The sequence below is a fragment of the Anaerobutyricum soehngenii genome, from assembly GCF_009697165.1.
Lineage (GTDB): Bacteria > Bacillota > Clostridia > Lachnospirales > Lachnospiraceae > Anaerobutyricum > Anaerobutyricum soehngenii.
In genome coordinates this window covers 145,088-171,610 of sequence record NZ_VULP01000002.1, presented here as the reverse complement: position 1 = coordinate 171,610, position 26,523 = coordinate 145,088, and the positions used below count along the sequence as shown (strand labels likewise).

Annotated in this window: 21 protein-coding genes and 1 other annotated feature; of the genes, 3 read left to right on the top strand and 18 right to left on the bottom strand. The window is 38.9% G+C overall.

Annotated features, from left to right (window positions below; translation table 11 throughout):
• Positions 1–29: 29 nt before the first annotated feature.
• From FYJ25_RS02215 to FYJ25_RS02170, 10 genes are all read right to left on the bottom strand, one after another.
• Positions 30–593 (bottom strand): anthranilate synthase component II, encoded by a 564-nt coding sequence (locus tag FYJ25_RS02215; RefSeq protein ID WP_154580415.1) that lies wholly within the window; start codon positions 591–593, stop codon positions 30–32.
• Positions 590–2,002, bottom strand: a complete 1,413-nt coding sequence (gene trpE / locus FYJ25_RS02210) for an anthranilate synthase component I (RefSeq protein ID WP_154580414.1) — start codon at positions 2,000–2,002, stop codon at positions 590–592. The genes FYJ25_RS02215 and trpE overlap by 4 nt, the downstream gene beginning before the upstream one ends.
• Before the next feature lie 65 nt (positions 2,003–2,067).
• Positions 2,068–2,415, bottom strand: a binding site (T-box leader).
• A gap of 457 nt (positions 2,416–2,872) precedes the next feature.
• Positions 2,873–3,820, bottom strand: a complete 948-nt coding sequence (locus FYJ25_RS02205) for a type I phosphomannose isomerase catalytic subunit (RefSeq protein ID WP_096239532.1) — start codon at positions 3,818–3,820, stop codon at positions 2,873–2,875.
• 130 nt (positions 3,821–3,950) lie between these two features.
• Positions 3,951–4,310: a DUF956 family protein gene (locus FYJ25_RS02200; RefSeq protein ID WP_005348155.1), complete on the bottom strand. Its 360-nt coding sequence runs from the start codon at positions 4,308–4,310 to the stop codon at positions 3,951–3,953.
• Positions 4,311–4,420: 110 nt separating this feature from the next.
• On the bottom strand, positions 4,421–5,335 hold the full coding sequence (locus FYJ25_RS02195) for a PTS system mannose/fructose/sorbose family transporter subunit IID (RefSeq protein WP_154580413.1): 915 nt from the start codon (positions 5,333–5,335) through the stop codon (positions 4,421–4,423).
• A gap of 20 nt (positions 5,336–5,355) precedes the next feature.
• Positions 5,356–6,153 carry a PTS mannose/fructose/sorbose transporter subunit IIC gene (locus tag FYJ25_RS02190; RefSeq protein ID WP_154580412.1) on the bottom strand — a complete coding sequence of 266 codons (798 nt, stop codon included), beginning with the start codon at positions 6,151–6,153 and terminating at the stop codon, positions 5,356–5,358.
• 31 nt (positions 6,154–6,184) lie between these two features.
• A complete protein-coding gene (locus FYJ25_RS02185; RefSeq protein WP_154580411.1) occupies positions 6,185–7,174 on the bottom strand; it encodes a mannose/fructose/sorbose PTS transporter subunit IIB in 990 nt (329 codons plus the stop codon).
• A gap of 46 nt (positions 7,175–7,220) precedes the next feature.
• A complete protein-coding gene (locus FYJ25_RS02180; RefSeq protein WP_167513758.1) occupies positions 7,221–9,134 on the bottom strand; it encodes a BglG family transcription antiterminator in 1,914 nt (637 codons plus the stop codon).
• 200 nt (positions 9,135–9,334) lie between these two features.
• Complete coding sequence (locus FYJ25_RS02175; protein WP_154580409.1) at positions 9,335–11,074, bottom strand: PTS fructose transporter subunit IIC; 1,740 nt, start codon at positions 11,072–11,074, stop codon at positions 9,335–9,337.
• Positions 11,075–11,125: 51 nt separating this feature from the next.
• Entirely contained in the window at positions 11,126–11,575 is a 450-nt protein-coding gene (locus tag FYJ25_RS02170) for a PTS sugar transporter subunit IIA (protein WP_154580408.1), read from the bottom strand.
• A gap of 737 nt (positions 11,576–12,312) precedes the next feature.
• Here FYJ25_RS02170 and spoIIID point away from each other — a divergent pair.
• The gene (gene spoIIID / locus FYJ25_RS02165) at positions 12,313–12,573 is read left to right on the top strand and encodes a sporulation transcriptional regulator SpoIIID (RefSeq protein ID WP_021907156.1); all 261 of its coding nucleotides are present in this window, start codon (positions 12,313–12,315) and stop codon (positions 12,571–12,573) included.
• Between the two features lie 157 nt (positions 12,574–12,730).
• On the opposite strand, the gene FYJ25_RS02160 is transcribed toward spoIIID, so the two are convergent.
• The 7 genes from FYJ25_RS02160 to FYJ25_RS02130 all read right to left on the bottom strand — a co-directional run bounded on the left by FYJ25_RS02160 (position 12,731) and on the right by FYJ25_RS02130 (position 21,344).
• Positions 12,731–13,465, bottom strand: coding sequence for a FadR/GntR family transcriptional regulator (locus FYJ25_RS02160; protein ID WP_154580407.1), 735 nt, complete (start codon positions 13,463–13,465; stop codon positions 12,731–12,733).
• Positions 13,466–13,715: 250 nt separating this feature from the next.
• Positions 13,716–15,005, bottom strand: coding sequence for a nickel-dependent lactate racemase (gene larA, locus FYJ25_RS02155; protein WP_021907154.1), 1,290 nt, complete (start codon positions 15,003–15,005; stop codon positions 13,716–13,718).
• Positions 15,006–15,018: 13 nt separating this feature from the next.
• Positions 15,019–16,161, bottom strand: coding sequence for an acyl-CoA dehydrogenase (locus FYJ25_RS02150; protein ID WP_021907153.1), 1,143 nt, complete (start codon positions 16,159–16,161; stop codon positions 15,019–15,021).
• A gap of 309 nt (positions 16,162–16,470) precedes the next feature.
• Positions 16,471–17,475 carry an electron transfer flavoprotein subunit alpha/FixB family protein gene (locus FYJ25_RS02145; protein ID WP_021907152.1) on the bottom strand — a complete coding sequence of 335 codons (1,005 nt, stop codon included), beginning with the start codon at positions 17,473–17,475 and terminating at the stop codon, positions 16,471–16,473.
• 13 nt (positions 17,476–17,488) lie between these two features.
• Positions 17,489–18,292 (bottom strand): electron transfer flavoprotein subunit beta/FixA family protein, encoded by an 804-nt coding sequence (locus tag FYJ25_RS02140; RefSeq protein WP_021907151.1) that lies wholly within the window; start codon positions 18,290–18,292, stop codon positions 17,489–17,491.
• 18 nt (positions 18,293–18,310) lie between these two features.
• Complete coding sequence (locus FYJ25_RS02135) at positions 18,311–19,723, bottom strand: D-lactate dehydrogenase (RefSeq protein WP_096239524.1); 1,413 nt, start codon at positions 19,721–19,723, stop codon at positions 18,311–18,313.
• A gap of 79 nt (positions 19,724–19,802) precedes the next feature.
• Entirely contained in the window at positions 19,803–21,344 is a 1,542-nt protein-coding gene (locus FYJ25_RS02130; protein WP_096239523.1) for an L-lactate permease, read from the bottom strand.
• Positions 21,345–22,036: 692 nt separating this feature from the next.
• Between FYJ25_RS02130 and FYJ25_RS02125 the strand changes: the two genes are divergently transcribed.
• The gene (locus FYJ25_RS02125; RefSeq protein WP_021907148.1) at positions 22,037–22,528 is read left to right on the top strand and encodes an acyl-CoA thioesterase; all 492 of its coding nucleotides are present in this window, start codon (positions 22,037–22,039) and stop codon (positions 22,526–22,528) included.
• A gap of 870 nt (positions 22,529–23,398) precedes the next feature.
• On the opposite strand, the gene FYJ25_RS02120 is transcribed toward FYJ25_RS02125, so the two are convergent.
• Positions 23,399–24,523 (bottom strand): LacI family DNA-binding transcriptional regulator, encoded by a 1,125-nt coding sequence (locus FYJ25_RS02120; protein WP_154580406.1) that lies wholly within the window; start codon positions 24,521–24,523, stop codon positions 23,399–23,401.
• Positions 24,524–25,074: 551 nt separating this feature from the next.
• Between FYJ25_RS02120 and FYJ25_RS02115 the strand changes: the two genes are divergently transcribed.
• A complete protein-coding gene (locus tag FYJ25_RS02115) occupies positions 25,075–26,415 on the top strand; it encodes a sn-glycerol-1-phosphate dehydrogenase (protein ID WP_154580405.1) in 1,341 nt (446 codons plus the stop codon).
• The last annotated feature ends 108 nt before the right edge of the window (positions 26,416–26,523 follow it).

Here is a 26,523-nt window from a genome sequence, read left to right as displayed (position 1 = left end):
TGTCACCTCTTTTTTGTCATGAGTACTTATCATAATTTCAAAAAATTCTCTATCATCTTTTTGCCATGATCGGTATAAATAGATTCCGGATGAAACTGAATTCCAATTAACGGATATTCTTTATGCTGCATCGCCATAATTTCTCCATCTTCTGTTCTTGCCAATATTTCAAAAACGTCCGGCAGCGTCTTTTCATCTACCGCAAGAGAATGATATCTTGCTACATGCACCGGACTTGGAATTCCTTCAAAAATTCCTCTTCCATCTTGTGTGATCAAAGACTGTTTTCCATGCATCAGTTCCTTTGCATGAACAATTTCAGCTCCAAATGCTGCTCCGATGCTTTGGTGTCCCAGACAGATACCAAGAATCGGCTTTTTCTGATAAAAATGTTTTACAACATCTATGCAGATTCCTGCTTCTTTCGGACTTTTCGGTCCCGGTGAAAGAACGATTCTATCCGGATTTAACTGTTCTATTTCTTCTATCGTCACCTTATCATTTCGAACAACCTTAATGTCTTTTTCAAAGATTCCCATATACTGATATAAGTTGTAGGTAAAAGAATCATAATTATCAATCAGCAATATCATAAATTTTCCTCCTGAACTAATACCTTGGCAAGCGCCCTTACTTTGTTGCAGCATTCGTTATATTCACTTTCCGGATCACTATCTGCTACAATACCTGCTCCTGCCTGAATATAAACCTTATCCCCTTTTTTAATCATCGTTCGTATCGTAATACAGAAATCCATATCGCCGTTAAAATCAATATAACCGATCGCTCCACCGTAAAGTCCTCTTCTTACGGATTCGAGTTCATCAATAATCTCCATCGCCCTTACCTTCGGCGCTCCACTTAAAGTTCCTGCCGGAAGAAAAGCATTTACAAGATCAAGCGGATGGAACTCCCCTTTTTTTCTTCCCTCTACCAGCGAAACAATGTGCATTACATGCGAATATCGTTGAATATGCATGAAATCTTTTACCTTTACCGTTCCAAACTCTGCGATGCGCCCCATATCATTTCTTGCAAGGTCAACAAGCATCACATGCTCCGCTTTCTCCTTTGGATCTTTCATCAATCCATCCGCAAGCAGCTGATCTTCTGCCTCATTTTTTCCACGAGGTCTTGTTCCCGCAATCGGACAGGTCAACACCTTATTATCCTTCTGCTTAACAAGCATCTCCGGAGAACTTCCGATAATCTCAAACTGTTCAAAATTAAAATAATACATATACGGAGAAGGATTGATCTCTCTTAATTCTTTATACAGATCAAAACCTTTCTGTTTCGTCTCAATCGTCCATCTCTGGGAAAGTACCGTCTGGAATACATGTCCATCTATAATATACTGTTTGATTTTATTTACTTTTTCACTATATTCTTCTAAAGTATCTGACTGCTTTATAATCTTTCCATCTGGTTGAAATTCTGACTTCTCATCTTTCTGGATATTCGCAAACGCTTCCTTTACCATTTCTTCACAGCGGAACATCGCTTTCTTTCTTCCTGCTTCTGTATCATCCTCCACAACAACCGCTGTCATTGTTTCTGCGAAATGGTCAATAGATAAAAACTCTGTAACAAGCATCAATGAAATCGTACTAATTCCAATCTCATCCGGATTCTTATCCGGCAGCTCCTCCTTATACCTTACAAAATCATAGCCAAGACCACCGACAAGACCGCCTGTAAACGCAAGCTGTTCATCATCCTTATGGATTTCAAAATCACTGTAATACTCTTTTAAAAGATCCACCGGATTCCCGTTAAGTTCTTTTGTTATGCCATCTGCCCTTGCAATAAGCAGCCCGTTTTCTTTACTTGTAATGACCTCTTCCGGGTCCTTGCCTATAAAAACATACCGCCCGTTATTTTTATCGTAACTCTCAAGAAGAAATCCTCTTCTCTTCCCTACAAAACTTCCATAAATCTGTACTGCTGTCTCATCAATAAGACTGACTGTTTTACTGTATGCCCTTCTTATACGCTTCATATGTACTCCCTTCTTTCTGTAGGCGATAAAATAGTATAAAAAAATCCCTGACGTTCATAAAAAACGTCAGGGACGAAATATTCCGCGGTGCCACCCTTAATTAATCACTTAAAATCATTCTTAAAAAATCATTTCCTGCCATCCGCTCTGCCTAAGATGTGCCAGACAACATATACAAAGATTCTTCCAGATAATTCTATGTTATTCTCTCTAAATCCGATACGGACAAAAGCTCTCTTATAACTTCCATCGATATCCTACCCCTGTAACGCGAGGACGCGGCATCAGCTACTGTTACTTTCACCTTGCATCTCCCAAATCCATTCCCTCTTCCCTCACATATCGGCTTCCACCTGACCCGACTCTCTGGTATGCTGTGGATAAAAGGTACTATTTTTGTTCAACGATTTTCCTACAGTCTTAATATGATTTACAGTATAGCAACTTTTACGCTTTATGTCAATAAATTATTTTAAATTAGTGAGGAGGTGGGAATAAACAGACGAAGTCCCGAAACCTCTAATATGTAAAAATGCTTCGTATCACTGCACTCTTAATGCCCGTCCGCATTAAGAGCTTGCTCTAAGGCGCATTTTTACATATTAGGAGCTTCGAGACTTCTGTTCTTTCTAAGTCTTAACTTACAATTTTTTCTCTGCTTCTGTGTATTCTACTCCCACAAATTAGTGATGGAGAATCAGGAAATGCGAATGAGAGTACTATACTTTTGCTATTATACTATACTTTCATAAAATCGTAATCCTCTGAAAAATCCTCAAATCTCTCGACATAAAATTCTGATTTCTTTCCAACAGCAAAAAAACAGCTCTCTTAGGAGCGTCTACCTTGCCTGCGGCAAACCAGAATTCCCTATTCTCTTATTGTAGTTAAAAGTGCATCACACACACCTTCTACGCTATATTCTCCGCTTCCGGCGGTAAGAAAAATACTGTCTCCCTTTTTATAGGATACACACTCACCATTACTGGTAATTTCTCCTTCGCCGTCAAGTACAAGAATGCTTAAGAAGGATTTTTCCGAAACAGTTCCCTCCATTTTGTTAAAGGTTTTACCATCGAGGTTAAGCTTATCTACTGTAAAATAATCACAGTCTGCGATATGTGGATAATGGCTTCCATCCTTTTTCGCCGGTGCACGATTCGTTACGTCCAAAGCTTTCTCGATGTGGAGTTCTCTCTTCTTTCCGTCCTTTCCAACTCTTCCGTAATCATATACACGATACGTTACGTTAGAGTTCTGCTGAATTTCTGCAATAATAAGTCCCTTACCGATTGCATGAATGGTTCCGGCTTCGATAAAGAATACATCTCCTTTATGGACCGGTACTTTATTCAACACTTCAAGAAGAGTGTCTTCTTCAATTCTTTTTGCAAATTCGTCTTTGCTGATTTCTTTTTTAAATCCATGATAGAGATAAGCACCTTCTTCTGCATCCACTACATACCACATTTCAGTTTTGCCATATTGCCCTTCATTTTTTAAGGCATACTCGTTATCTGGATGTACCTGGATTGAAAGGTTATCCTGTGCATCAATGAATTTTGTTAAAATTGGAAAGTCCTCAAAACGCTCGCAGTTTGTTCCAAGTACTTTCTTTCCATGTTCCTCAATATACTGTCTTAATGTCTTTCCGGCATCTTCGCCATTTGCAACAAAGCTTGGACCATCTGGATGACAGGATAATTCCCACGTTTCTGCGAGTCTGTCACCTGTCATTTCTTTTCCGTAGTTATCTACAAGTTTATGTCCACCCCAAATGTAATCTTTTCCGCTTGGTTTTAATTTTAAAATTGCCATCTTCGTTCTCCTTTTAGCAAAAAGTACTTTTAAGTTTTCTGAATCGTTTCAATCAGAATCATTATAATACTTCCATCATAAAATGTTAAGGTCAAAAGGTATTTTGTCCCTAACTTGATGTCACTGATATTTACTTTTTAAAAGCTCTTTTTAACACGTCAAAAAAGCTTAAGGAGCGAACCATATGGTCAGATGGAACATAATTTCTTACCGCACGAAGAAGTTCTTTTGGTTTCTTTGCTGCAAAGGTAAAGGTTCCGCTTTTTTTTGTCTGAATGGCGAAGCGAGGAATATATTTGCCCTTAAACATAACAGATGCTATGACATAATCAACCTCTTCCCATGGAATCTGGATATAGTCATTCATCTTTTTTTCGTTATAATATTCGAAACCTCTGTCGCCAATCATAATTTTTCCGTAATTATTCATTCCGTGAAAGGAAGTGGCATCCATAACCAGATCCACTTTAGTATTGAGTGATTGTGCCATTATGCATCCTCCTTTGTATACATAACATAGCAAGGGCTGTGCAAAAATATCGGAAATATTTTTGTCACAGCCCCCTTTGTATTGTTTATTCCGCTTTAATTAAACTTAAATTACAGAATACCTACTACATGTCCTAAGATACCTACTATGAACAATGCAAGGATGATTACGATAGGAGAAACTTTCTTCTTAAGTAACCACATACATAACAGTGTCAGTAATAATGGCATAAGACCTGGGATTAAGGAATCTAAGTTATCCTGTAATGTTGTAATCTTTGTAGGCTCTAAAGCCATTCCGGAAGCATACTGGGAAATTGCTGTCTTAATACCTTCTGCTCCTGCTGGAAGGCTCTTCCAGTCAATGTAAGCACCCTCACTTAATGTTACTTTTGATACAACTGGAGTAAAGTTGATACTTACCCAGCGTTCAATCAGCGAACCGAGTACGAACATACCAAGAATAGATGCAATCTTTGTTACTTTCTGTAAAAGTCCGCCAGAAAGGTCTTCAGAAATCTTGCTACCAGCCTGGTAACCAAATTCCTGTGTATACCACATGAATGCCCAACGGATCACATTCCATAATACGAAGAATAAGATTGGTCCTAAGATACTTCCACCCATAGCGAGGGATGCACCTAACGCACCAAGCATCGGACGAGCAGTAAACCAGAATACCGGATCACCAACACCGGCTAAAGGTCCCATCATACCTACTTTCACACCCTGGATAGCTGCGTCATCTACCTGCGCACCGTTTGCTTTCTCTTCTTCTAAGGCAAGTGTTACACCAAGTACAGGAGAAGCTACATATGGATGTGTATTGAAGAACTCAAGGTGTCTCTTTAAAGCTGCCTTCTGATCTTCTTTGTTTGTGTACAGTTTCTTAATCGCCGGAATCATGGCGAAACACCATCCACCGTTCTGCATACGTTCATAGTTCCATGAACCCTGAAGGAAAGTAGAGCGGAGTGCAACAGATCGACGATCTTGTTTTGATAAAGTAATTTTTTCTTCTGCCATTTCTATACCCTCCTTACTTCTTAATAGTCATTTAAAATGTCATCGAGTGGATCACCAACGTTTCCGCCACCGTTTCCGTTTCCACCTTTTTCAGATAAGTTGATGTAGATGAAAGCGATTGCAAGAGCGATTGCACCAAGTGCGATCAGTGTAAGGTCTGAAATAGCTGCCAGACAGAAACCGATTGCGAAGAATGGCCAAACTTCTTTTGTTGCGATCATGTTGATAACCATTGCATAACCAACGGCTACTACCATACCACCACCGATGGACATACCATCTGTTAACCATGCAGGCATAGACTGTAAGAAGTTCTGTACTGTTTCAGTAGGGATTGCAAGAAGACATGCTGCCGGGATTGCAATACGAAGTCCCTGTAAACAAATGGCAATGATGTGCCATAATTCAATACCCTTGAAGTTTGCTTTTTCAGCTTCAGCGTCCATACGGTGAACACATGCTACAGAAAGAGTACGAACAACCATTGTTAAGAATAAACCTGCTACAGCAAGAGGGATAGCTACAGCAATCGCTGTACTTACACCTTTTACTCCCTGTCCACCAAGAACAAGAATAATAGCAGATGCAACAGATGCTAAAGCTGCATCCGGTGCTACAGCAGCTCCGATGTTAGCCCATCCAAGAGCGATCATCTGAAGACTACCACCAAGAACAATACCTGCCTCAAGATTGCCTGTTACCAGACCAATCAATGTACATGCTACCAAAGGCTGATGGAACTGGAATTCATCAACAACACCTTCGATACCAGCGAGAAAGGCAACTATAACAACTAAGATCATTGAAATAATTGACATGACGTTTCCTCCTAATATTAATTGTTAAATACTATTTTGCTAATTCAGCTTTTGCTTTTTTCAGGATTTCATCCATGTTATCCTGAGAATCACTTGGAACTTTACGAACATCAAACTTAACGCCTAACTTCTTAAGTTCTTCGAATGTCTCAATATCTTTTTCATCTAAAGATAATACTTTGCTGACTGCTACCTTGCCAACAGAGTGAGCCATAGAACCAATGTTAAGTTCCTTAATATCTACTCCACCTTTGATTGCTGCAAGAGCATCCTGCGGTGTTTCAAATAATAATAATGCCTTTGTGTTTCCAAAACGGGTATCTTTTGCTACCTGAATCATCTTGCTGATTGGAACTACGTTCGCTTTTACCCCTGGAGGCGCTGCTTCACGAATCATGCTCTTACGAAGGTCATCGTGTGCTACACCGTCAGATACAACGATAATTCTGTTTGGTCCTGTAGTCTTTGTCCATGCTGTTGCTACCTGTCCATGGAGCAGACGGGAGTCGATACGTGCAAGCACATATTTAATCTTTCCATCTCCTACTACAGTTCCTTCTGGTAATGCTCCCCTTGGCTGTCCATCAGAAGTAGCTGCTACCTTTTTCTCTTCCTTTGGCTCTAAGCTTTCTGGGTAAATCTTAACGCCTTCTTTTGCACTTCCGGAAATCTGAACAGCAAGTTCATGTGCTGTATCCATCATCATACGGGAAGCGTAAGCGTCAATGAGCATTGGCAGGTTAAGACCAGCAACAATTGCCCATGTATCCTCGTGACCAGCGATCAGGCCATTAGCCTGATTAAATGGAGTACCTCCCCATAAATCAACGAGAATTAACACCTGTTCCGGGTCTTCGAAAGATGCAACTGCTTCTTCCATTTTCTTTCTCACATCATCCGGTCCTTCGTTAGGCTGCAGTGTTACGGCTGCCACGTTTGGCTGTTCACCAAAAATCATGGAAGCTGACTGCTGGATACCGGTCGCAAAATTGCCATGTGTTGCGAGAATAATTCCTACCATGTTAACTTCACATCCTTTCCTCTCCTGTTAGAAATTATTAGTTACTCTATCTCAATATTTGAAACAGCTTTTGTCTAAAAACCTCATCTGGAAGATTCTTTTCCATCTGAAGTTTTTTGATACTTTCCTCTACTTCCGGATCTGCCATCGTCCGATAAAATGTATTAAAAAGCATCGGTTTTTCTTTGAGCATCTCTGAGGATACTGCGAATAAAAATGCACAGCTTACTTTAGAATCATCCCACAAAATCGGATGATTCATTCTTCCAATGACAAGTCTTGTATTCTGAACCATTGCCGGATTTCCATGTGGCAGGGCAATGTGGTTTAAACTTGTGGAAGACATCTCCTCTCTTTCGAGAACAGACTGCAAATATTCTTCTGTTACAAAATCTTCTTCTAAAAGTGGCTGTACCATCGCTTTTACTGCGGATTCCATATCTTTTTCTTCTATTGGAAGAATAATTGCTTCTAATATATTTAATTCCAATAAATGGTTTACCTGAATTTCTTTAATTCCTTCCTTAATCTTTTGCATCTCACGCTCCGGAAGAGCCATTGAAATGTAGATAATCGGAAAATCAGCTTTGAGAATGCGCTCGGTTGTCACAATGCAGTCGCAATCTGGATTCTTAAGCTGCTTAAATTCCTGCAGGGAATACATTCCCGTGACTTCCACACCAACAAGCTTTCTCTCGATTTTAGAGCGGATAATTCTGGCCGCTGCCGCACCGAAATGACAGACAATAATAATTTTCGTCTTCTCACCCGCATCCTTCATTCGCTCTATCGCCGCCTGAAAATGAATGGCTAAATAAATAAGATCATTCTCTTTCATAGACAGATTATAGATATCTGCTATGTAATCTGCCGCAATGGCCGCCATCTCAAATCCAAAAGGATACTGACGTTTCATGGACTTTAACATATATTCATCTGTCTCAACATCCAAATGATTTCCACGAAGAATCGTCGTATAAATATGAGAAGATAACCCCTCAATCAAATCTTCGTCCTCGCTGAAATCTGCACTGAGTCTCTCGCTGATTCCTTTAAGAATCTCCTTAATCGGATGCCGCATCTTATCTATAATCTGGTCCTGACAGGCGATTTTTTGTTTACGTAGCGATAACAGTAATGTATACATATATCGCAGTTCTTCTTTAGAATCCGGCAGACGAAATTCCTGACACCATCCAGGTATCCATTCATACAATCCGTCAAATTCCTGCGTATTAATAAAATCTTCCTGTACCGCAACCAGCTTTTCTGTATTCTCACGGTCTGCATGACGCGTGAGAAACAAAATATAAAGGAAAAGCTGCTGCAAGGATTCATCAGTAAGCTGAAACCATTCCAGCCTCTGCAATGCCTGAATTGCTCCTCTTGTCCTTAACATCTGTTCCTTTGTAAAATAATGAAACAGTGGAAAATGGAGACTATCAAACTGCTCCAAAGCTACGATGTAATCCTCCCCGAATAAATATGGAAAAAGTATCTTTACAAATACCTCTCTTCTCTTATTCTGGGATGCTGCATAGCGGATACCATAATGCCGCTGTGCCTGAATATCTTCCTGATACTTTTTCATGATTGCCGCTAAATGCTTCTCTGCGTAAGACTTGCTTACTAAAAGCTCATCTGCAATTTCCTGTATGGTAAGGAAATTATCATGTAGTACCAGAAGTAAGAGGAATCTTCTCTCAAATTCCATCTCAAAGCGAGGGATGCTCACACTCATCACTTCCGCAAACTTCTCATGCCCCTTTACAAGTATTTGATTACTCGAAACAAACTGGACATCCACTCCGAATTCTTTCAGTGTCTCGGACAACTCCTTTAACTGATTCTTCAAAGTCTTTACAGATACTCCCAGATACTCTGACATAGCCTTAAATTCGACAACTTCATAATCTCTTAAGTACTCTATCATCTTCATATCCCGTCTTGTGAATCTCATGTTTACGAACCACTCCTCACTCACCAAAAATTCTATCAAATTCTTCAAAAATGTAAAACTCATAGTTTGACTTATTTTTGAACAAAAGATGTGCTTAACTTAAGATTTTATTTCATTTTACTTGCAATTTCAATATGTGAAAGGGTATTTTTTTGAAAAAAATGTCAACTTTGTACTGTTGTTTTCTATCTACTGGAATTTTATCTATTTTTTTCTTGTCGTCTCTTAAATGCTAATACGATTGCAATAGAAAGTGCTGTTCCTGCCATCACACAAAGAAAATATAATGACATATAGTTCGTAGCTTTAAATAAAGCCACAACTAAGCCCCCATGTGGCACAGCCGAAGTCACGCCGCACACAGCAGCAGCCGCTCCAGTAAGTGCAGAACCTGCAACAACTGCCGGAAGAACGTGTCCGGGGTCAGAAGCTGCAAAAGGTATCGCCCCCTCGCTGATTCCTATGATTCCCATAAATATAGTATATATTCCTGCACTCTTTTCCTCAGGTGTGAACTTATCTTTTCCAACAACTGCTGCGATTCCCATAGAGAGCGGAGCCACTGCAATGGAAGTAGATACAATCCCCATAATCTGAAGATTTCCCTGTGCAATTGAAGTCACACCAAAGAAAAAGGCGACCTTATTGATCGGACCTCCCATATCTATGCCAACCATCGCACCAAGCACAATACCAAGCACAACTGCACTGGAAGGATTCTTCGCAAGTTCCACAAGCAAACTGTTTAACAGATCCGTTATCAGTGTAACTGGCTTTCCAACCACAAATATAAACAAAGCGGATACTACTGCGACACCGGTCAGCGGAATAATAAATATTGGCATCATCGGCTTAAACTCCTTAGCAAGATTCCAGCTGTTCATCCATTTCACAAGATAACCAACAAGATAGCCGACAATAATACAACCGATAAATCCCGTTCCTCCCTCCGTTCCAAGAATCTCTCCATCTGTTGCCACCATCGCCCCGATCATCGCCGGAGCAAGGGTTGCCCTTCCTGCAATAGAAAAAGCAATAAAACCTGACAAAATTGGATACATCAGCGTAAAGGCAAGATTCCCGATAGCATGAATCTTATTCCATAAACCAATATAGACAACCGTTCCATCTGCAGAAGTCTGTGCTCCCATTGATACCGACAGCGATACTAACAGCCCTCCCACAACAACAAATGGTATCATATAGGAGGCTCCATTCATAAGCTGTCCTATAATATCAATATCTGAAAGATCTTTGGGCTCTTTCTCCTGTTTTTTTTCTTTTTTTGTTTTTACTATCTTATTCTTATTATTTTTATCACTTTGTTTTGCTTTATTGTTCCCAGCTATTGACTGTTCATTTTCCAGTTCTTGCCTATAGCCTTTTCCGACTATCTTTTCAGCTTTCTGATTTTCTTGCGTATTTTCAACTATTCTACTTCTATTTATCGCATTTTGGTACGTTATATTTTGGTTTACCGCATCTCCATTTTTTTCTCTGTTTTCAATATTTTTATCTTCTGTATTTTCAGCATTTTTATCTTTTGCATTTTTATTTTGAAAATTCTCTATATTTCCAGAGTTTTCATTTCTGTTTTGATTATTCTCATTTTGAAAAGAAGCCCCTCCCATAATGAAACTATCTTGTTCTAACCGCTCAAAAACACCCTGTGTATTCTTTAATAACGGTTTGATTCTTGTTTTTAAAACCCACTTGCCATAAAATCTCTCTGGCTCCTCAATTACTACATCCGCGGCTATGATTACATAATCCGCTTTTGCAATCTCCCGTTTGGTCAGCTTATTTTCCGTCCCCTGCGAGCCTTGTGTTTCTACTTTCACCTCATAGCCCAGTCTCTCACATTCCTTTTCTATGCGGGCTGCTGCCATATAGGTATGTGCGATTCCGGTAGGGCACTTGGTAACTCCAATTATTTTCATATCTTTCCTCTATAATTGCTCTTTGAACATTATTCTTAAAATATTCCAAAATCATTCCAATTCATTCTTTACATACTGATAAACTGCCTCTGTGCTCCTGCAATTACGAAAATCAGCAATAAACTTCTCATCCACAAGTTTTCTGGCAAGCCTGGACAAAAACACCAGATATTTTTCCTGTCCCTTCTCTTCTGGTGCGATAATCGCAAATGCAATATCTACTTTTTTGTCATCAAATGACTCCCACTCTATAGGATATCGAAATCGGACAATAAATAACTGTACTTCATCAATTTCTTTTATAATTGCATGAGGAATGGCAATCCCCTCACCACATCCTGTCGAATCCCACTCTTCTCTCTTCCAGAATGCTTCCTCTAACTGTGTCGCATCCAACATAGTCTGTTTTGCGCAAAGTCTGCTTATCGTTCTTATTGCTTCCTTTTTTGTACCAGAAACTGCTACGATATTGTCAAATATTTTTTCCTTTTTTACTAGCATATCCAATTACTGCTCTCCCTTATTTCCAGTCTTATTTTCCAGAGTATATTTGAAAATGCAAAAAGTAATCCACCTATCTCAATTACAAAAAAATTTTCAAACACACTCTGATTTTCATTTTTTACCATCAGTCGCAATACTTATTGATAACACAGCTCTCTTCTATATTCTATTTTCCCTATTCTACTGTCTTTATTGTACCAAAAGAAAAACAACGGTAAAACACTTTCTTTTTCCGTTTTTATTCCTTTCTATACGTCTTTCAACCGTCATTTTTTGTTTGTTTTCAGGAACAATTAGTTATTTTGCTCATAATAATTGTTCTCCTATCAATGCAATATAACCCAATTTATTCATAATGCCAAGAAAAAACGAAAAAAAACGGTTATTCTTGGCAAACTCATGCATAGACATTTTTATCGAAAATTGGTATACTTAAGCCAAGATGAGTGATACGATTTCATCTCGTCTCAACTATTCAATTAAATTATCCAATAGAGCAGTCACTCCTCCTCCTTCAATAGTGACTGCTCGCAAGAACACCGTTTCCTATCAGCCATCAGAACGGTGTTTTTTTGTATCATTTTTTCCAGAAGGCAGTGAACTGAACATATAAATAATAGAAGTAGGTTACGTATGATAAGTATAGAATAGACACAAAAACAGAAATGTTTTTTGCATGTCTTTGTTATCTTTTTCATATGATGGTAAAAAGATTTTAAGACAGGACTTTTATTATGAAAGATTACATTGAATTACGTGCGATTGAAGTAGGAAGATATATTATTGATTCTAAGGCTACCGTACGAAAGACTGCTACAAAATTCGGAGTTAGTAAATCGACTGTACATAAAGATCTTACAGAACGTCTCCCACAGATCGATCATCATCTCGCTGAAGAGGTGCGTGATATTTTAGATATCAATAAATCTGAGCGGCATATACGAGGGGGTATGGCTACCCGGCAGAAATATCTGCTTTTACATCGGGTAAATTAACAGACATTTTTTATTAGCAGACATTTTCTTATAGAAAAACTTCTGTTTATTTTTGCTTTATTTCTACCGAAATTTTTAAATTCGAGCCAAACGTACGCAAGCGGCTCAATGCATAATTTCGGTCAATGTCAGCTAAAATAAACAGAAGTTTTCTCTCTTAATTATCCAATTGTTTCTGCAGGTACTCAAGCTTCTCACCTACTATATCAAAATGTCTCTGCATCGCAAAGCTTCCCGCTACAAAATCCTTCGCTACTAAAGAATCATAAATATTCCAGTGCGCTCGCCTTAACGCTTCTGCCTGTCTTGGATCTGCCATAATACGAACACGAAAATCTGAGATAAACCGATTCATTAATTCTGCGATCATTGATGAATATAATACGATCAGACGATTATGAGATGCTGCGATCAGCTTGTTATGAAACTCCATATCCAGCCTACCACTCTCTTTTGGATCTTCAACCTCATCCATCTTTATTAAAATCTGATGAAGCTGTTCAATTTCCTCTTCTGTTGCATTTTTAATCGCTAACTGTAACGCTACGGTTTCATATCCCATACGGATATCATATACTTCTGTATACTCAATTTTATGAAGCGCCATGACCATATTCATGAACTGTATCATATATTCCTGCGGTTCACAGCGGATATAGTTCCCGCTTCCCTGACGACAATCAAGCAGTCCGTTAATTTCTAACATATGCATTACTTCACGAATGGAATTACGACTTACATCCAGCTTCTCTGCGATTTCTCTTTCTGGTAAAATCTTGTCATTTATCTTTAATTCACCAGATAAAATCTGCTCAGAAAAATAATCAAATACATATTGGTATATCTTTTTATTCTTCATTTTGTAGGTTTTAAAATCTGTGAATTCATTCATTTTTTTGTCGCCTCCCCGTCACATTTCTGTTAGATTTTTATCATTCTTTATTTCTAAATGTTTATTTTATAGGATTCCTGCTTTTTTTGCAAGTGCAAAATATTAACAATACAAGGGAAATAAATGCGCATCCCAAATTTCTCTGCTACCGAATCATTATACTAAAAAAATGGCGGACCTGCTGCTCATTTGCAGGCCCGCCTACAAAATGCGAAAAATGAATTTCACATTAAGCAAACATGTTTGACTATTAATTTTCTGGTTTTTTTACCATAACGGAAACTCCATCCGGAATAATTGAAATATGGGCATCTTTTCCCTTTTCTTTTATTGCCATCTCAAGAGCTTCGTTTACATCATTTGCAACAGCAAATCCCATCTCCTGTGCCATCTTACGATTTTCTTCGCACATAACATAGATGACTTTGTGCTGCATTAAGATACGACATTGTATCTGATATTCCCACTGATCTGGTTTTGTCTGATCCTGTGGAACTTTTAAGATTTCTTCCATAAGGTCTGCCGGACTGGAGCAGTTTTTCAAAGCTTCATAGAAACCTTCTCCTCCATGTCCGTCACCACAATTGGAAACCATGATAAGAATACCATCATCTTTGGCTGCTGCCTCTGCGGCAGTCATTCCTTTTACGGACTGATACATATTCTGGTCAAGCGGGTATCCGCCGTTGGTTGAAATAGCGATGTCTGCGGCTTTTTTAGGAACTACCTGACAATAATCCTGCAGGAATTTGCATCCTGCGGCATGGGCTTCTATCGCATCGCCTGCAACGGCGTGTACCACTTTTTTATCTGCGTCAATAATTACATTAACAATATATTTCTGATGTGCCATTTTACTGGCAGCTACCATATCTTTATGAATCGGATTTCCTTCTAAAATTCCAGTTCTGCTATATGGAGAATCAATAAATTTAGAACAGTGATTTCCAAGCACTGTGACTTTACTAGATACTCCCGGAAGGATGCTCTTTCTTCCTCCGGAGAAACCTGCAAAGAAATGTGTTTCAATGAATCCCTCACTTACAAGAAGATCTGCATTTGCTGCAACCTTGTTAATCAAAAGAGGGGCCCCAGATGGCAAAGTTCCTATGTTCTCCATTGCGTCCATATCCTGGCTGTCATGAATAACAATATGTTCATGATCTACGATTTCTTCTCCAAACTTACCAACTAACTCTTCTCTCGTTGTTGCTCTGTGAAATCCTGTAGCAATTAAAAGGGTGATCTTTGCATCCGGATTACCTTCTCTGATTTCCTTTAACATAAAGGGAATAATATGTTTACTTGGAACAGGTCTGGTGTGGTCGGAACAAATGATTACTACATTTTCTTTTCCTTTTGCAAGCTCAGAAAGCTTTGGAGAACCAATCGGATGTGCCATTGCATCAAGAACGATCTCATCTTCTGTCTTATCGCTCTTTGGCATGGACTCGATGGACGAGGATAAAACCTCGTAGTCCATCGAATCGTCAAGATGCAGCATCATACCGGTAGTTGAAAAAGGTAATTTCATATCCATGCTGCTCAACTCCTTATTTAACACCCATCCATCCAGAGATAACCATCATCTGTACTTCAGAAGTACCTTCATAAATTTCTGTAATCTTAGCATCACGCATCATTCTCTCGATTGGATAATCTTTTGTATATCCATATCCACCGTATAACTGTAAGCAGCGTGTTGTTACATCCATAGCGTTTCTTGCTGCTACAAGTTTTGCCATAGCTGCTTTATGTGAGAATGGTTCATGATCATCTTTTGCACATGCTGCCTGATATACAAGAAGCTTAGCTGCTTCTGTCTGTGCACGCATCTGTGCCATTTCAAACTGTGTATTCTGGAACTGAGAAATTCTTCTTCCGAACTGTTTTCTCTCTGTGATGTACTTTGTTGTTTCCTCTAATGCACCTTCTGCAATACCAAGTGCCTGTGCTGCAATACCAACACGTCCACCATCTAATGTCATCATTGCATATTTGAAACCTTTTCCAAGTTCACCAACAAGGTTTTCCTTAGGAACGATACAGTCTTCAAAAATAAGTTCACATGTAGAAGAAGCACGAATACCTAATTTATCTTCATGTTTTCCGATAGAGAATCCTTTGTATCCTTTTTCTACGATAAATGCGGAGATACCTTTTGTTCCCTGAGATTTATCTGTCATAGCAAGTACGAAGAATACATTTGCTGCTCCTGCATTTGTAATAAAAATCTTAGATCCGTTTAATACCCAGTGGTCACCAGCATCTACTGCAACTGTCTGCTGGCCTGATGCATCTGTACCAGCGTTAGGTTCTGTTAATGCGAAAGCACCAATCCATTCACCTGAACATAATTTAGGAAGATATTTCTTTTTCTGTTCTTCGGAACCAAACTGATAAATAGGTGTTGCACATAAGGATGTATGAGCGGAAAGAATAACACCTGTAGATGCACAGTATTTACTTAATTCTTCTACTGTCTGGATATATGCTAATGTATCCATTCCAGCTCCGCCGTACTCTTCTGGGAAAGGAATTCCCATCAGTCCCATTTCAGCCATCATTTTGACATTCTTCATTGGGAACTCTTCTGTTCTGTCGATTTCAGCAGCTAAAGGTTTTACTTCGTTTACTGCAAAGTCATGCACCATTTCTAATATATCCTGATGTTCCTCGTCCTGTCTAAAATTCATAACTATTTCCTCCTGTCCGGTCATTTTTAACACATTGTTTTTTAATTTTGAATTTAAAATATTGAATTTAAAATAATACCACAATAAATATTATTGCTGTTATAATTGCTTGTTTGATTTTTTTTTAACAATTTGCCTGTGACTTCATTCACAATACTATTATCTGACGGCTATTTCATTTTATATCGTACTAGAAATCTCTGTCTGATTAATATATTGCTTTTATATGTTCAGGTCTGACCTTCCGTTAAAGGAAGGTCGGCCATTGACAAACTTTTTAATATTTTTTTCTATATATGCTATCAAGCTTTAAGCTTTCTGTGCTTTGAATGCTTCTGTTAACGCTGGAACTACTTCATTTAAGTTTCCAACGATTCCGTAATCTGCTACATCAAAGATTGGAGCATCTGGATCCTTATTGATTGCTACAATCGTATCAGCACCGGAAATACCTGCTACATGCTGAATTGCACCGGAAATACCGATTGCGAAATATAACTTCGGAGCAACTGTTTTACCAGACTGTCCTACCTGATGTGCATGTGGCATCCAGCCTGCATCTACTACTGCACGGCTACATCCAACAGTTGCGCCAAGTACATCGGCAAGATCCTGTAATAACTGGAAGTTTTCCTGAGAACCAACTCCACGTCCACCGGAAACAATAATCTCTGCTTCTTCAAGATTAATAGATTCAGCAACTTCTTTTACTCTCTCTATGAGGGTTGTACGAATTTCATCTGCTGCTACCGTAATCTCTTCTTTTACGATCTCACCTGTTTTTGCTTCATCATAAGCACCTTTTTTAAATACTGCCGGACGAACAGTACCCATCTGAGGGCGGTTTTCCGGACACATGATTGTTGCCATCAGGTTTCCACCAAATGTAGGACGTGTCCATGCAACATTTCCTGTCTCTTCATCGATTGCGATTGCTGTACAGTCTGCAGTAAGACCTGTTTTTAATCTACAGGAAACTCTAGGTCCTAAATCACGACCATTGTTTGTAGCACCAATCATCAATGTTTCTGGTTTATATTTTTCTACTAATGCAACAAGTGCTTTTGCAAAAGCATCTGTTGTATAGTATTCATATTCTGGTCCATCAACGATAATTGCGGAATCTGCACCATAGCAGATGGCATCTTTTGCAACACCTTCAATGTCTTTACCAATAACAACTGCGATCAATTCACAGCCTTTTTCCTGTGCAAGTGGTTTTGCTGCGTTGATTAATTCAAAACCAACATTTTTTGGCTTACCACATTCTGTTTCAATAAAAACCCAAATATTTTTATAATCTGCAAGATTCATTCTTCAGTCCTCCTTACAAAATTTTTGCGTCGTAAATTAATTTAACAACCTGTTTTGCTGCATCTTCTGCTTCAATATCCTGAAGTTTTACACCATTCTTTTCTGTTACTGGTGTATATGTCTTCTTTACTTTTGTTGGAGAACCACTTAATCCGCAACGCTCCAGATTGATTGCAGGAATGTCTTCTTCTGTAAGAACAGGAATCTCTTTTTTCTTTGCAGCCATTTTGCTCTTGATGGTTGGGTATCTAGGTTCGTAAGGAAGTCTAACTACTGTAACTACTGCCGGAAGCTGTGTAGAAATCATATCATAACCTTCATCACATTCACGTTTTACCTGGATATCTCCGTCTTTTTCAATGATGTCTAATGCATATGTAATCTGTGGAAGTCCAAGATGTTCTGCGATTTCCGGTCCAACCTGTGCGGTATCACCGTCAACTGCCTGTTTACCACAGAGAATTAAATCAAATTTTAATCCTTCTTTTTCCTCTACTGCTTTGATTGCTTCAGAGAGGATATAGCTTGTTGCTAATGTATCTGATCCGCCGAACTTTCTGCTGGAAATAAGATATCCTGCGTCAGCTCCTACAGAAAGACAGGTTTTAATTGCTTCTTTAGCCTGTTCTGGTCCCATGGAAATAACAACTACTTTGCCGCCTAATTTTTCTTTTAAGCGGACACCTACTTCCTGTGCATAGGTATCAAAAGGATTTACAATACTTGGAACTCCCTTTCTTACCAGTGTATGTGTAACTGGATCTACCTTAATCTCATTAGTATCAGGTACTTGTTTGATACAAACACAAATATTCATTCTTCTTCCTCCTTAATATTACAGACGGTAGCAAACTTTGCCTGGATTTAAAATCATCTTAGGGTCAAATACTCTCTTGATGCCTTCCATGATTGCCATGTTTGTTTCTCCAACAGAATCAACAAGATATTTTACTTTACCTGAGCCAATTCCATGTTCACCGGAAACAAGACCGCCGCAATTTGTTGCTTCTTTATAAATAATGTCAAAGAATTTATCTACTCTCTTCTTAAACTCTTCTTCTTCCAGATCATTGGAGCACTGGTAGATATGAAGGTTTCCATCTCCGGCATGTCCGAAGGATTTGATAACAAGACCACATTCTTCTCCGGTCTTATTTACAAATGTAAGGTATTCTGCAATCTTATTAACAGGTACAACTACGTCACACTCGTCAAGAAGCTTTGTTTCTTCCATGATAGCCTCTAAGAAAGAAGAACGTGCTGCCCATGCATCTTTCATCTTAGCAGATGTATCTGCTACTAATACATCAATTGCTCCCGCTTCTAATACAAGCTCTGCAGCCTGCTCGATCAATGCATCTACTTCATCCTCACTGTTACCATCTAATGTAACAAGAAGATATGCACCAATCTGAATTCCGTCCATTTCCTGTGGGAATACAGACTTTCCAACATAGCGTTCAGAAGCAAGTACGATTTCTCTCTCCATGAACTCAATCGCCTGTGGATTCATGTGAGCCATTTTAAATTTAGGTACGGTTGCAAGTGCTGTCTCTAAATCTTCGTAAGGGATAATTAAAGATGCAACAGCTTTTGGTGCTGGAATAATCTTTAATGTTAACTCTGTGATAATACCAAGTGTTCCTTCAGAACCAATCATAAGATTTAATAAGGAATATCCTGAAGATGTTTTGGAAACAGTTGCTCCAAGATGTGTAATCTCACCAGTTGGTAATACAACGGTCATAGCTCTTACATAATCACGTGTTGCTCCATATTTAACAGCTCTCATACCACCTGCGTTTGTTGCTACATTACCACCAACACATGCGAACTTTTCACCTGGATCCGGCGGATATAACATTCCTTTCGACTGACAATCCTCTGCCAAATCATTTAACAGAACGCCAGCTTCAATTTCAACAACGAAGTTTTCCATATCGTAGGATTTAATCTTGTTCATTTTTGAGATATCAATTAAAACACCACCATATAATGGAACTGCTCCACCAGCAAGACCTGTACCAGCTCCTCTAGGTGTTACAGGAATATTATTCTCATAACAAATCTTCATTACTGCTGCAACTTCTTCTGTAGAGCGTGGCTGTACTGCTAAATCTGGCATATGCGTACCATAAATCGGCATCTCGTCCTTCGCATAGTCCGGATTAATCTCTTCTCCCATGAAGACATTATTGGAAACTTTTTTAATTTCTTCGATAATTTCCGGTGTCAACTGATTGTACATATTTCTACCTCCTAATCATTTCCTCTTTATATAAAAAATAATAAAGTTCTTTAAAAATTTCTTTAACTTAATACATCGGTTAAAATCCTGCCATAGAACCTGCATAACAGATAATTCCGGCAATAACTACATAAATCACAAAATACTTAAATACTTTTCTTAATATCTCACTTTCAGAACCAACTGCACCAATCGCACCGGCCCCAATCGCAATACCCTGTGGACAGATCATCTTTCCAATGCCGGCTCCCATAACATTTGCCGCTGCCATCCATGAAGGATTCAGTCCAAGAGAGAGCGCTGTCTGGCTTTGTAATCCACCAAATAATACACAGGTAGATGTTCCGGAACCTGTAACAAATGCTCCAAGTGCTCCAACCAATGGGGAAATCAATGGATAGAACGGACCTGCTACAACAACTAATGCTGCTGCAATATCAGAAATCATTCCGCTGTATCCCATAATCTTTGCTGTTGCCATAACGCAACAGATCGTAAGAATCGTCTTCCAGTATTTTTTCAGAGTTTCTACAAGAACTTTTCCCATTGTTCCAAAAGAAGCTCCCTGAATCAGTCCACCGATAATTGCGGCGATGAAAATCATAACACCTGGCGTATTAATCCAGCTAAAGGAAAGAGAACCAGGATTCTCTCCCGCATACACAGTAACTGTCGTCTTTATATCGGCAATCAGATTATGAATTGGCGGACATAACGTTGAAGTAAACATCAAAAGTAAAAAGATTAAAATAAATGGGCTCCAGGCTTTAACACCTTCCGAAGCAGTAAATCCACTGCTTTCTTCTTCACCAGATAATGCTACTCTGTATTCTTCTTCCGGATTCTTATTTAAAAATCTTGCTGCCACAACCATACAGATCATAGAAATAATCGATCCGATGATATTCGGAAGCTCACATCCAATTACCTGAGCAGCAATAAACCATGGTACAGTAAATGAAAGAGAAGCAATTAAAATCATTGGCAATACACTCTTTATTGCTTTGAATCCCTTTCCAACGATAAATACCATAAAGAACGGTGACAAGAATGTAAGAATTACCTGAATCAATGCAACATTTCCTGACAACTGTAAAACATCAAGATTTGTTACGGATGCAAGTGTTACTGTCGGAACTCCAACAGAACCAAATGCTGTCGGTGTGGAGTTAACAACCAAACAAGCAATAACCGAAAGAATCGGATTAATACCAATCGCTGCCAACATCGATGCCGGAATCGCTACCGCTGTTCCGAATCCAGCCATACCTTCCATGAAATTACCGAACCCCCATCCGATAATTAAAAGTAACACTCTCTGGTCAACGGAAACACTGGCTAGCATCTTTTTAATCAACTCCATCGCCCCGGTTTCCAACGTCAGATTATATGTAAACAATGCCGCTACAATAACCAGACAGATTGGCCACAATGCATTAAGCACGCCCTCAAGTCCTGCTGTCGCAGTACATACGAGACTCAACTTCCAGTAACCTGCTGCTAATACTGCCGTAATCACCAATGCGATTAAACAAGCTTTATGACCTGCAATTTTTAGTACACTCAACGCGATTATCAGCCATAAAATGGGCAGTATTGCTAAAAAAAACTTCAAAAACAACGATACAGCACCTCCTCTGCATACCCTCTAATGGGTCACCCAATGTTTATGTTTGTATTATACCACTTGACTAAAATAATGCAATACTTTTTATTTTTTTCGGCATTATAACATATATAGACAATATGTTTTTGGTGAAAATTTCAATATTGGGCATTACAATCTATACAACTTCAACAATGGGTCACCCATTTTAAATACACATTGCACAATAGATTACTCTCTAGATGCATTTTTTACCTCTTTTTTAGGCTTTTTGCATCTTTTATTCTACATTCGCAAAATGAATGATATTTTTTTGTTATTCTAATATGATGCCCCCATCCTTTTTTCAGACGAAACATACACAAAGCATTCCTTATATTCAACTTCAAATTGCTAATCTAGCATGGATGAGATATAATTTTTATATGACACCAGGGTCTCAAAGTCAAACGCCTTATCGTGCAAGCACGAACGGTGTTTTGACTTTTGGGCCCGCAGAACATGAGATTGTAATAAAATAAAATGTACTCTCGGAATCTTTTTGTGCTTGATTTTGTGAGAAGATTTTTTGTCAGTTGTGCCCAAATTTTTGAGGCGTACGCGGTGCGTACGTTAATGAAATTCGGGTACAACTGGCGGGAAATCAGCCACAAAAGCAAGTGCAAGAAAGACTCCGAGAGTACATTAAACAGACCAGGAGGTTTTTTATGAATTTTCGTGCTAAAACGGTACAAGAATCTATTGTAGAAACTGTACACATCATCCGTCCATCTGATCTCAATGATGCAGGCCGCCTTTTTGGAGGCGTTCTGATGCAGTGGATTGATGAAGTTGCCGCACTCGTGGCAAAACGGCATTCCCAGATGAATGTCACTACCGCTTCTGTTGATAATCTTCAATTCTTACATGGTGCTTTTCAGCGAGATGTCATTGTCATCATTGGAAAAGTCACACATGTTGGACATACTTCCATGGAAGTTAAGGTAGAGACTTATGTAGAAAATACAGATGGAAAAAGAGCATTGATCAATCGCGCTTTTCTAACTCTAATCGGTCTCGGACCAGATAACCGCCCTGCCATTCTCCCTCGCCTTATCTTAAAATCCGAAGAAGACAGAAAAGAATGGGAACGAGCAGAGATCAGACGGTCACTTCGGAGAAAACAACGAGAAGAAGGATTTCACTTCTACGGAGAATAACCATTTGATTCATTGAGAGGAAAACAGACGAAAATAAAAAGAATAGACCATAACAAATATAAAGATATCACTGCGTAGAAAATGCCTGTTCGGCATTTTTACTTGCTCTCACATTACATTTGTTATGGTCTATTCTTTTTATTTTCTGCTTGTTGGCCCCAGAAGTAATGAATGCAATAGTCTTTGGGAGGAATTAAGGGGGGAGAGGTCAGAAGTCTTCTGCTACCCAGAAAGTATGCCTGCCGGCATTTTTACTTGCTCTCACATTATATTGGCTATGGGCTAATATTTTTATTTTCTGCTTGTTGGCTCCAGAAGGAATGAATGCAATAGTCTTTGGGGAGGAATTAAGGGGGGAGAGGTCAGAAGTCTTCTGCTTGCTCGGAAGGTATCTCGTCCGAAGAGAAAAATGATATATTGCGACAATATAATGATAAATTTGTCATGTAAAGTAATAGCTTGCGGCATCATCTTATCATCAGTGAAACTTGAAAAAAAGATTCTGCATAGTGAAAATGACATCAGAATAAGCCACAACCTTCTGTCCCCTTCCCCTCTCTTTCCCAAAGACTATTGCATTCGTTCCTTCTGGAGCCAAAACACAGAAAAAAGAAATAATGCCATATTCCAGATGCGGCTCGGAGCAAGCAGTAGTCTTCTGACCTCTCCCCCTTATCCCTCTCAAAGACTATTGTATTCATTCCTTCTGGAGCCAAAACACAGAAAAAAGAAATAATACCATATCCCAGATGCGGCTTCGGAGCGTGTTTAAGATGCGGATAAGCATCTTAAACACAGCGACTACAGAGCAGATGGGATATGGTATTATTTCTTTTTTCGTCTGTTTTCTCTAATGAATCAAATAGTAAACTACTTTCTTTTTCCTGTGGAATGTCTTATTATTAATTGCGGTTCATATTCTAAACGCATGATTGGACGTTTCTTTTCTTTTTTATCGTCTTTTTGTTCCATGCGGGTTCTCTGATTTCTAAGCATAGATACCGCATAGGCTCCTTTTTCTCCAATACAATGATCGATCGTTGTAAGAGAAATTCCTGAGAAAGAAGCTACAAGTGTGTTATCAAATCCACATACAGAAAAGTCTTCTGGTATGCGGTATCCGAGGCTCGTGATTGCATCCATAATCCCAATTGCCACAAAGTCGTTCGTCCCAACAAAGGCTGTGATATTCTCCAGTTCTGCATTTGTTTCTTCTTTCTTTTTTAAGATATCTTCTCTTTTTTTGAAATATTTTCTTGTCAGGCCATATCCGGTGTCATAATGCTTATTTCCTGTAATCGTTTCCTGTTCTTCTCTTTTCCCTGAAATGACATGGATGAAAGAAGAATCCAGTCCCTGTCTCTCATACTCTTCCTGCATTCCTTCTAAACGCCTGCGTCTTGGCACTTCTATGGACGATAGCGGGGTGGTCATGTAACCGATGTCACGATGACCGAGTTCTAAAAGATGTGCTGCAATCAGCCGGCCAGACTTTTTACTGTCAAGTTCTAGTAATTCCATCTTTAAATCTGGATTGTGGTCATTGATCAGGACTAATGGAAGCTTTTCATATAAATGATTTAAAGAAGATACCGCTCTTGGCGCATACGTGTAGATAATCCCATAAAATCCGGTATCTGATGCCATATTAAGGTAATATTCTTCCCTTTCTTTTGAACGATTCGTATAGGCTATCAGCGTATACAACCCATGTTCCTGTGCTTCCTGCGTAATAAACTGAATCAATGTTGTATAATACTGTGTTGCCAGAGAAGGACACATGATCATAATCGTATCGTTTGTCCCTGTCTTTTTCTTTTTGGCTCTGCCCCTATATTCGTACCCCATCTCTTTTGCCGTTCGTTTTACCCGTTCAATTGTCTCTGGGGCAAAATGAATATCTTCCCGACCGCTTAATATCATCGAAACTGCTGACTGAGATACAAAGCATGCTTTTGCAATATCTCTTGTTGTAGTACGTTTCTTTCCGTTCATTCTACATTTCCTCTAAAATTTATTTTAATTAAACCAAATTGACTTTCTACCCTGTATTTCTCTTCATACTGCACATTACTAATCATTTTTGAAAAATTAATCAGAATTGCACTTCTCTCGTGTTTTCTTCTTGATTAGTAATCAAACTGACTGGTTTGCACCTATTTTTTCATACATTTTTACTAATCATTTTCTTGATTAATTGTACTATGATTTTGATTAGTAATCAACAGTTTTCACCTGTATTGACGGATGATTTTTTGTGAGTATACTGTGATATATCAAAACAACAGCACAGCATTTACCCGTCATTTTAATCACCCAATCACATAATAGACAGGTAAAAGAACACTGGCAGACAGCAATAGTACTCTCGGAATCTTTTTGTGCTTGTTTTCGTGAGAAGATTTTTTGTCAGTTGTGCCCAAATTTTTGAGGCGTACGCGGTGCGTACGTTGATGAAATTCGGGTGCGACTGGTGGAAAATTAGCCACAAAAGCAAGTGCAAGAAAGACTCCGAGAGTACATCAATAACTATGGAGGTATTTATCATGGCAACGAAACTTAATCTGAACGACTACTTAGGACACAACATGAATTGCACTTGTGGAGAAGAACATAAAACAAATCTTAAAATTGTAGACATTGACAAAAATGCCGTAGCCCGCCTTCCAAAGCATATCGAAACACTTGGATATAAAAATCCTTTCCTTGTTGCTGACGTAAATACATGGAATGCCGCCGGCACACAAGTTACAAAAGAATTAGAGACTGCTAATATTTCCTATAAAAAATATATTTTCAAGGACAAGGAACTTGTTCCTGACGAAAAAACGCTCGGTTCTTTAATGATGGCATTTCCAAGAGACTGTGATGTTATCATCGCAATTGGCTCTGGAACTCTGAATGATCTATGCAAATTTTCCAGTTTTCAGCTTGGTCTTGATTATATGGTTTTTGCTACGGCACCTTCCATGGATGGCTTTGTATCCATTGGAGCCGCCCTCATTACCGATTATGTAAAAACAACGTATCAGGCGCACGTCCCTCTGGCTGTAATCGGCGATACCGATATTCTCGCTGCGGCTCCGATGGAGATGATTACTGCCGGTCTTGGAGATATCCTTGGAAAATACACCTGCCTCTTAGATTGGAAAATGGCGCATATTATCACTGGGGAATACTACTGCAAGACCATTGCGGATATGGTAAAAGAAGCCGTTGAAATCGTTGTGGAAGAAAGTACAAGAATCAAAGACCGTAATCCAGAAGCAATAAAGGCAGTTACCGAAGCTCTTGTGTTAAGCGGAATCGCTATGAGTTTTGTCGGTAATTCCCGTCCGGCTTCCGGAAGCGAGCATCACCTTTCCCACTATTGGGAAATGAAATTTCAGGCAGAAGGCAAAAAACCCGTCTTACATGGCATCAAAGTTGGTATTGGCATGATTATTGTTACAAAAATGTATGAAATGCTTGAACAGGAACATTTTGACTTTACTTCTTTAAAAGAACGTTCCTTTGACTATGCCGCATGGGAGAAAAAAGTCAACGATTGCTATCAGGATGCAGCCCCTGGTATCATTGCTTTAGAAGAAAAAACACAGAAAAATAATCTTTCCGAAAGAAATAAACGTCTTACTATCCTTGAGGAAAAATGGTCAGAAATCGTGCAGACAATACGAGAAAGCCTTCCTTCTTCCGCAGAAATGGAATCTTTACTTTCCTGCCTTGGAGCACCGACGAAACCTGCACAAATTGGCATATCTCCTCAGCTTGTAGAAGATGCGATTTTACTTGCAAAAGAAGTAAGAAACCGCTTTACTTTATTACAGATTCTGTGGGATACCGGATTATCAGAAAGTTATGCAAAAACAATAGCAAATCTACATTAATTTTTACTGACCAATTAAATTCGACATAAAAATCATTTACTATTGTAAATAACTTTTTACTCTGATATCATAATATCAGGTTCACAAAAGTCAACTTATAAAAATATA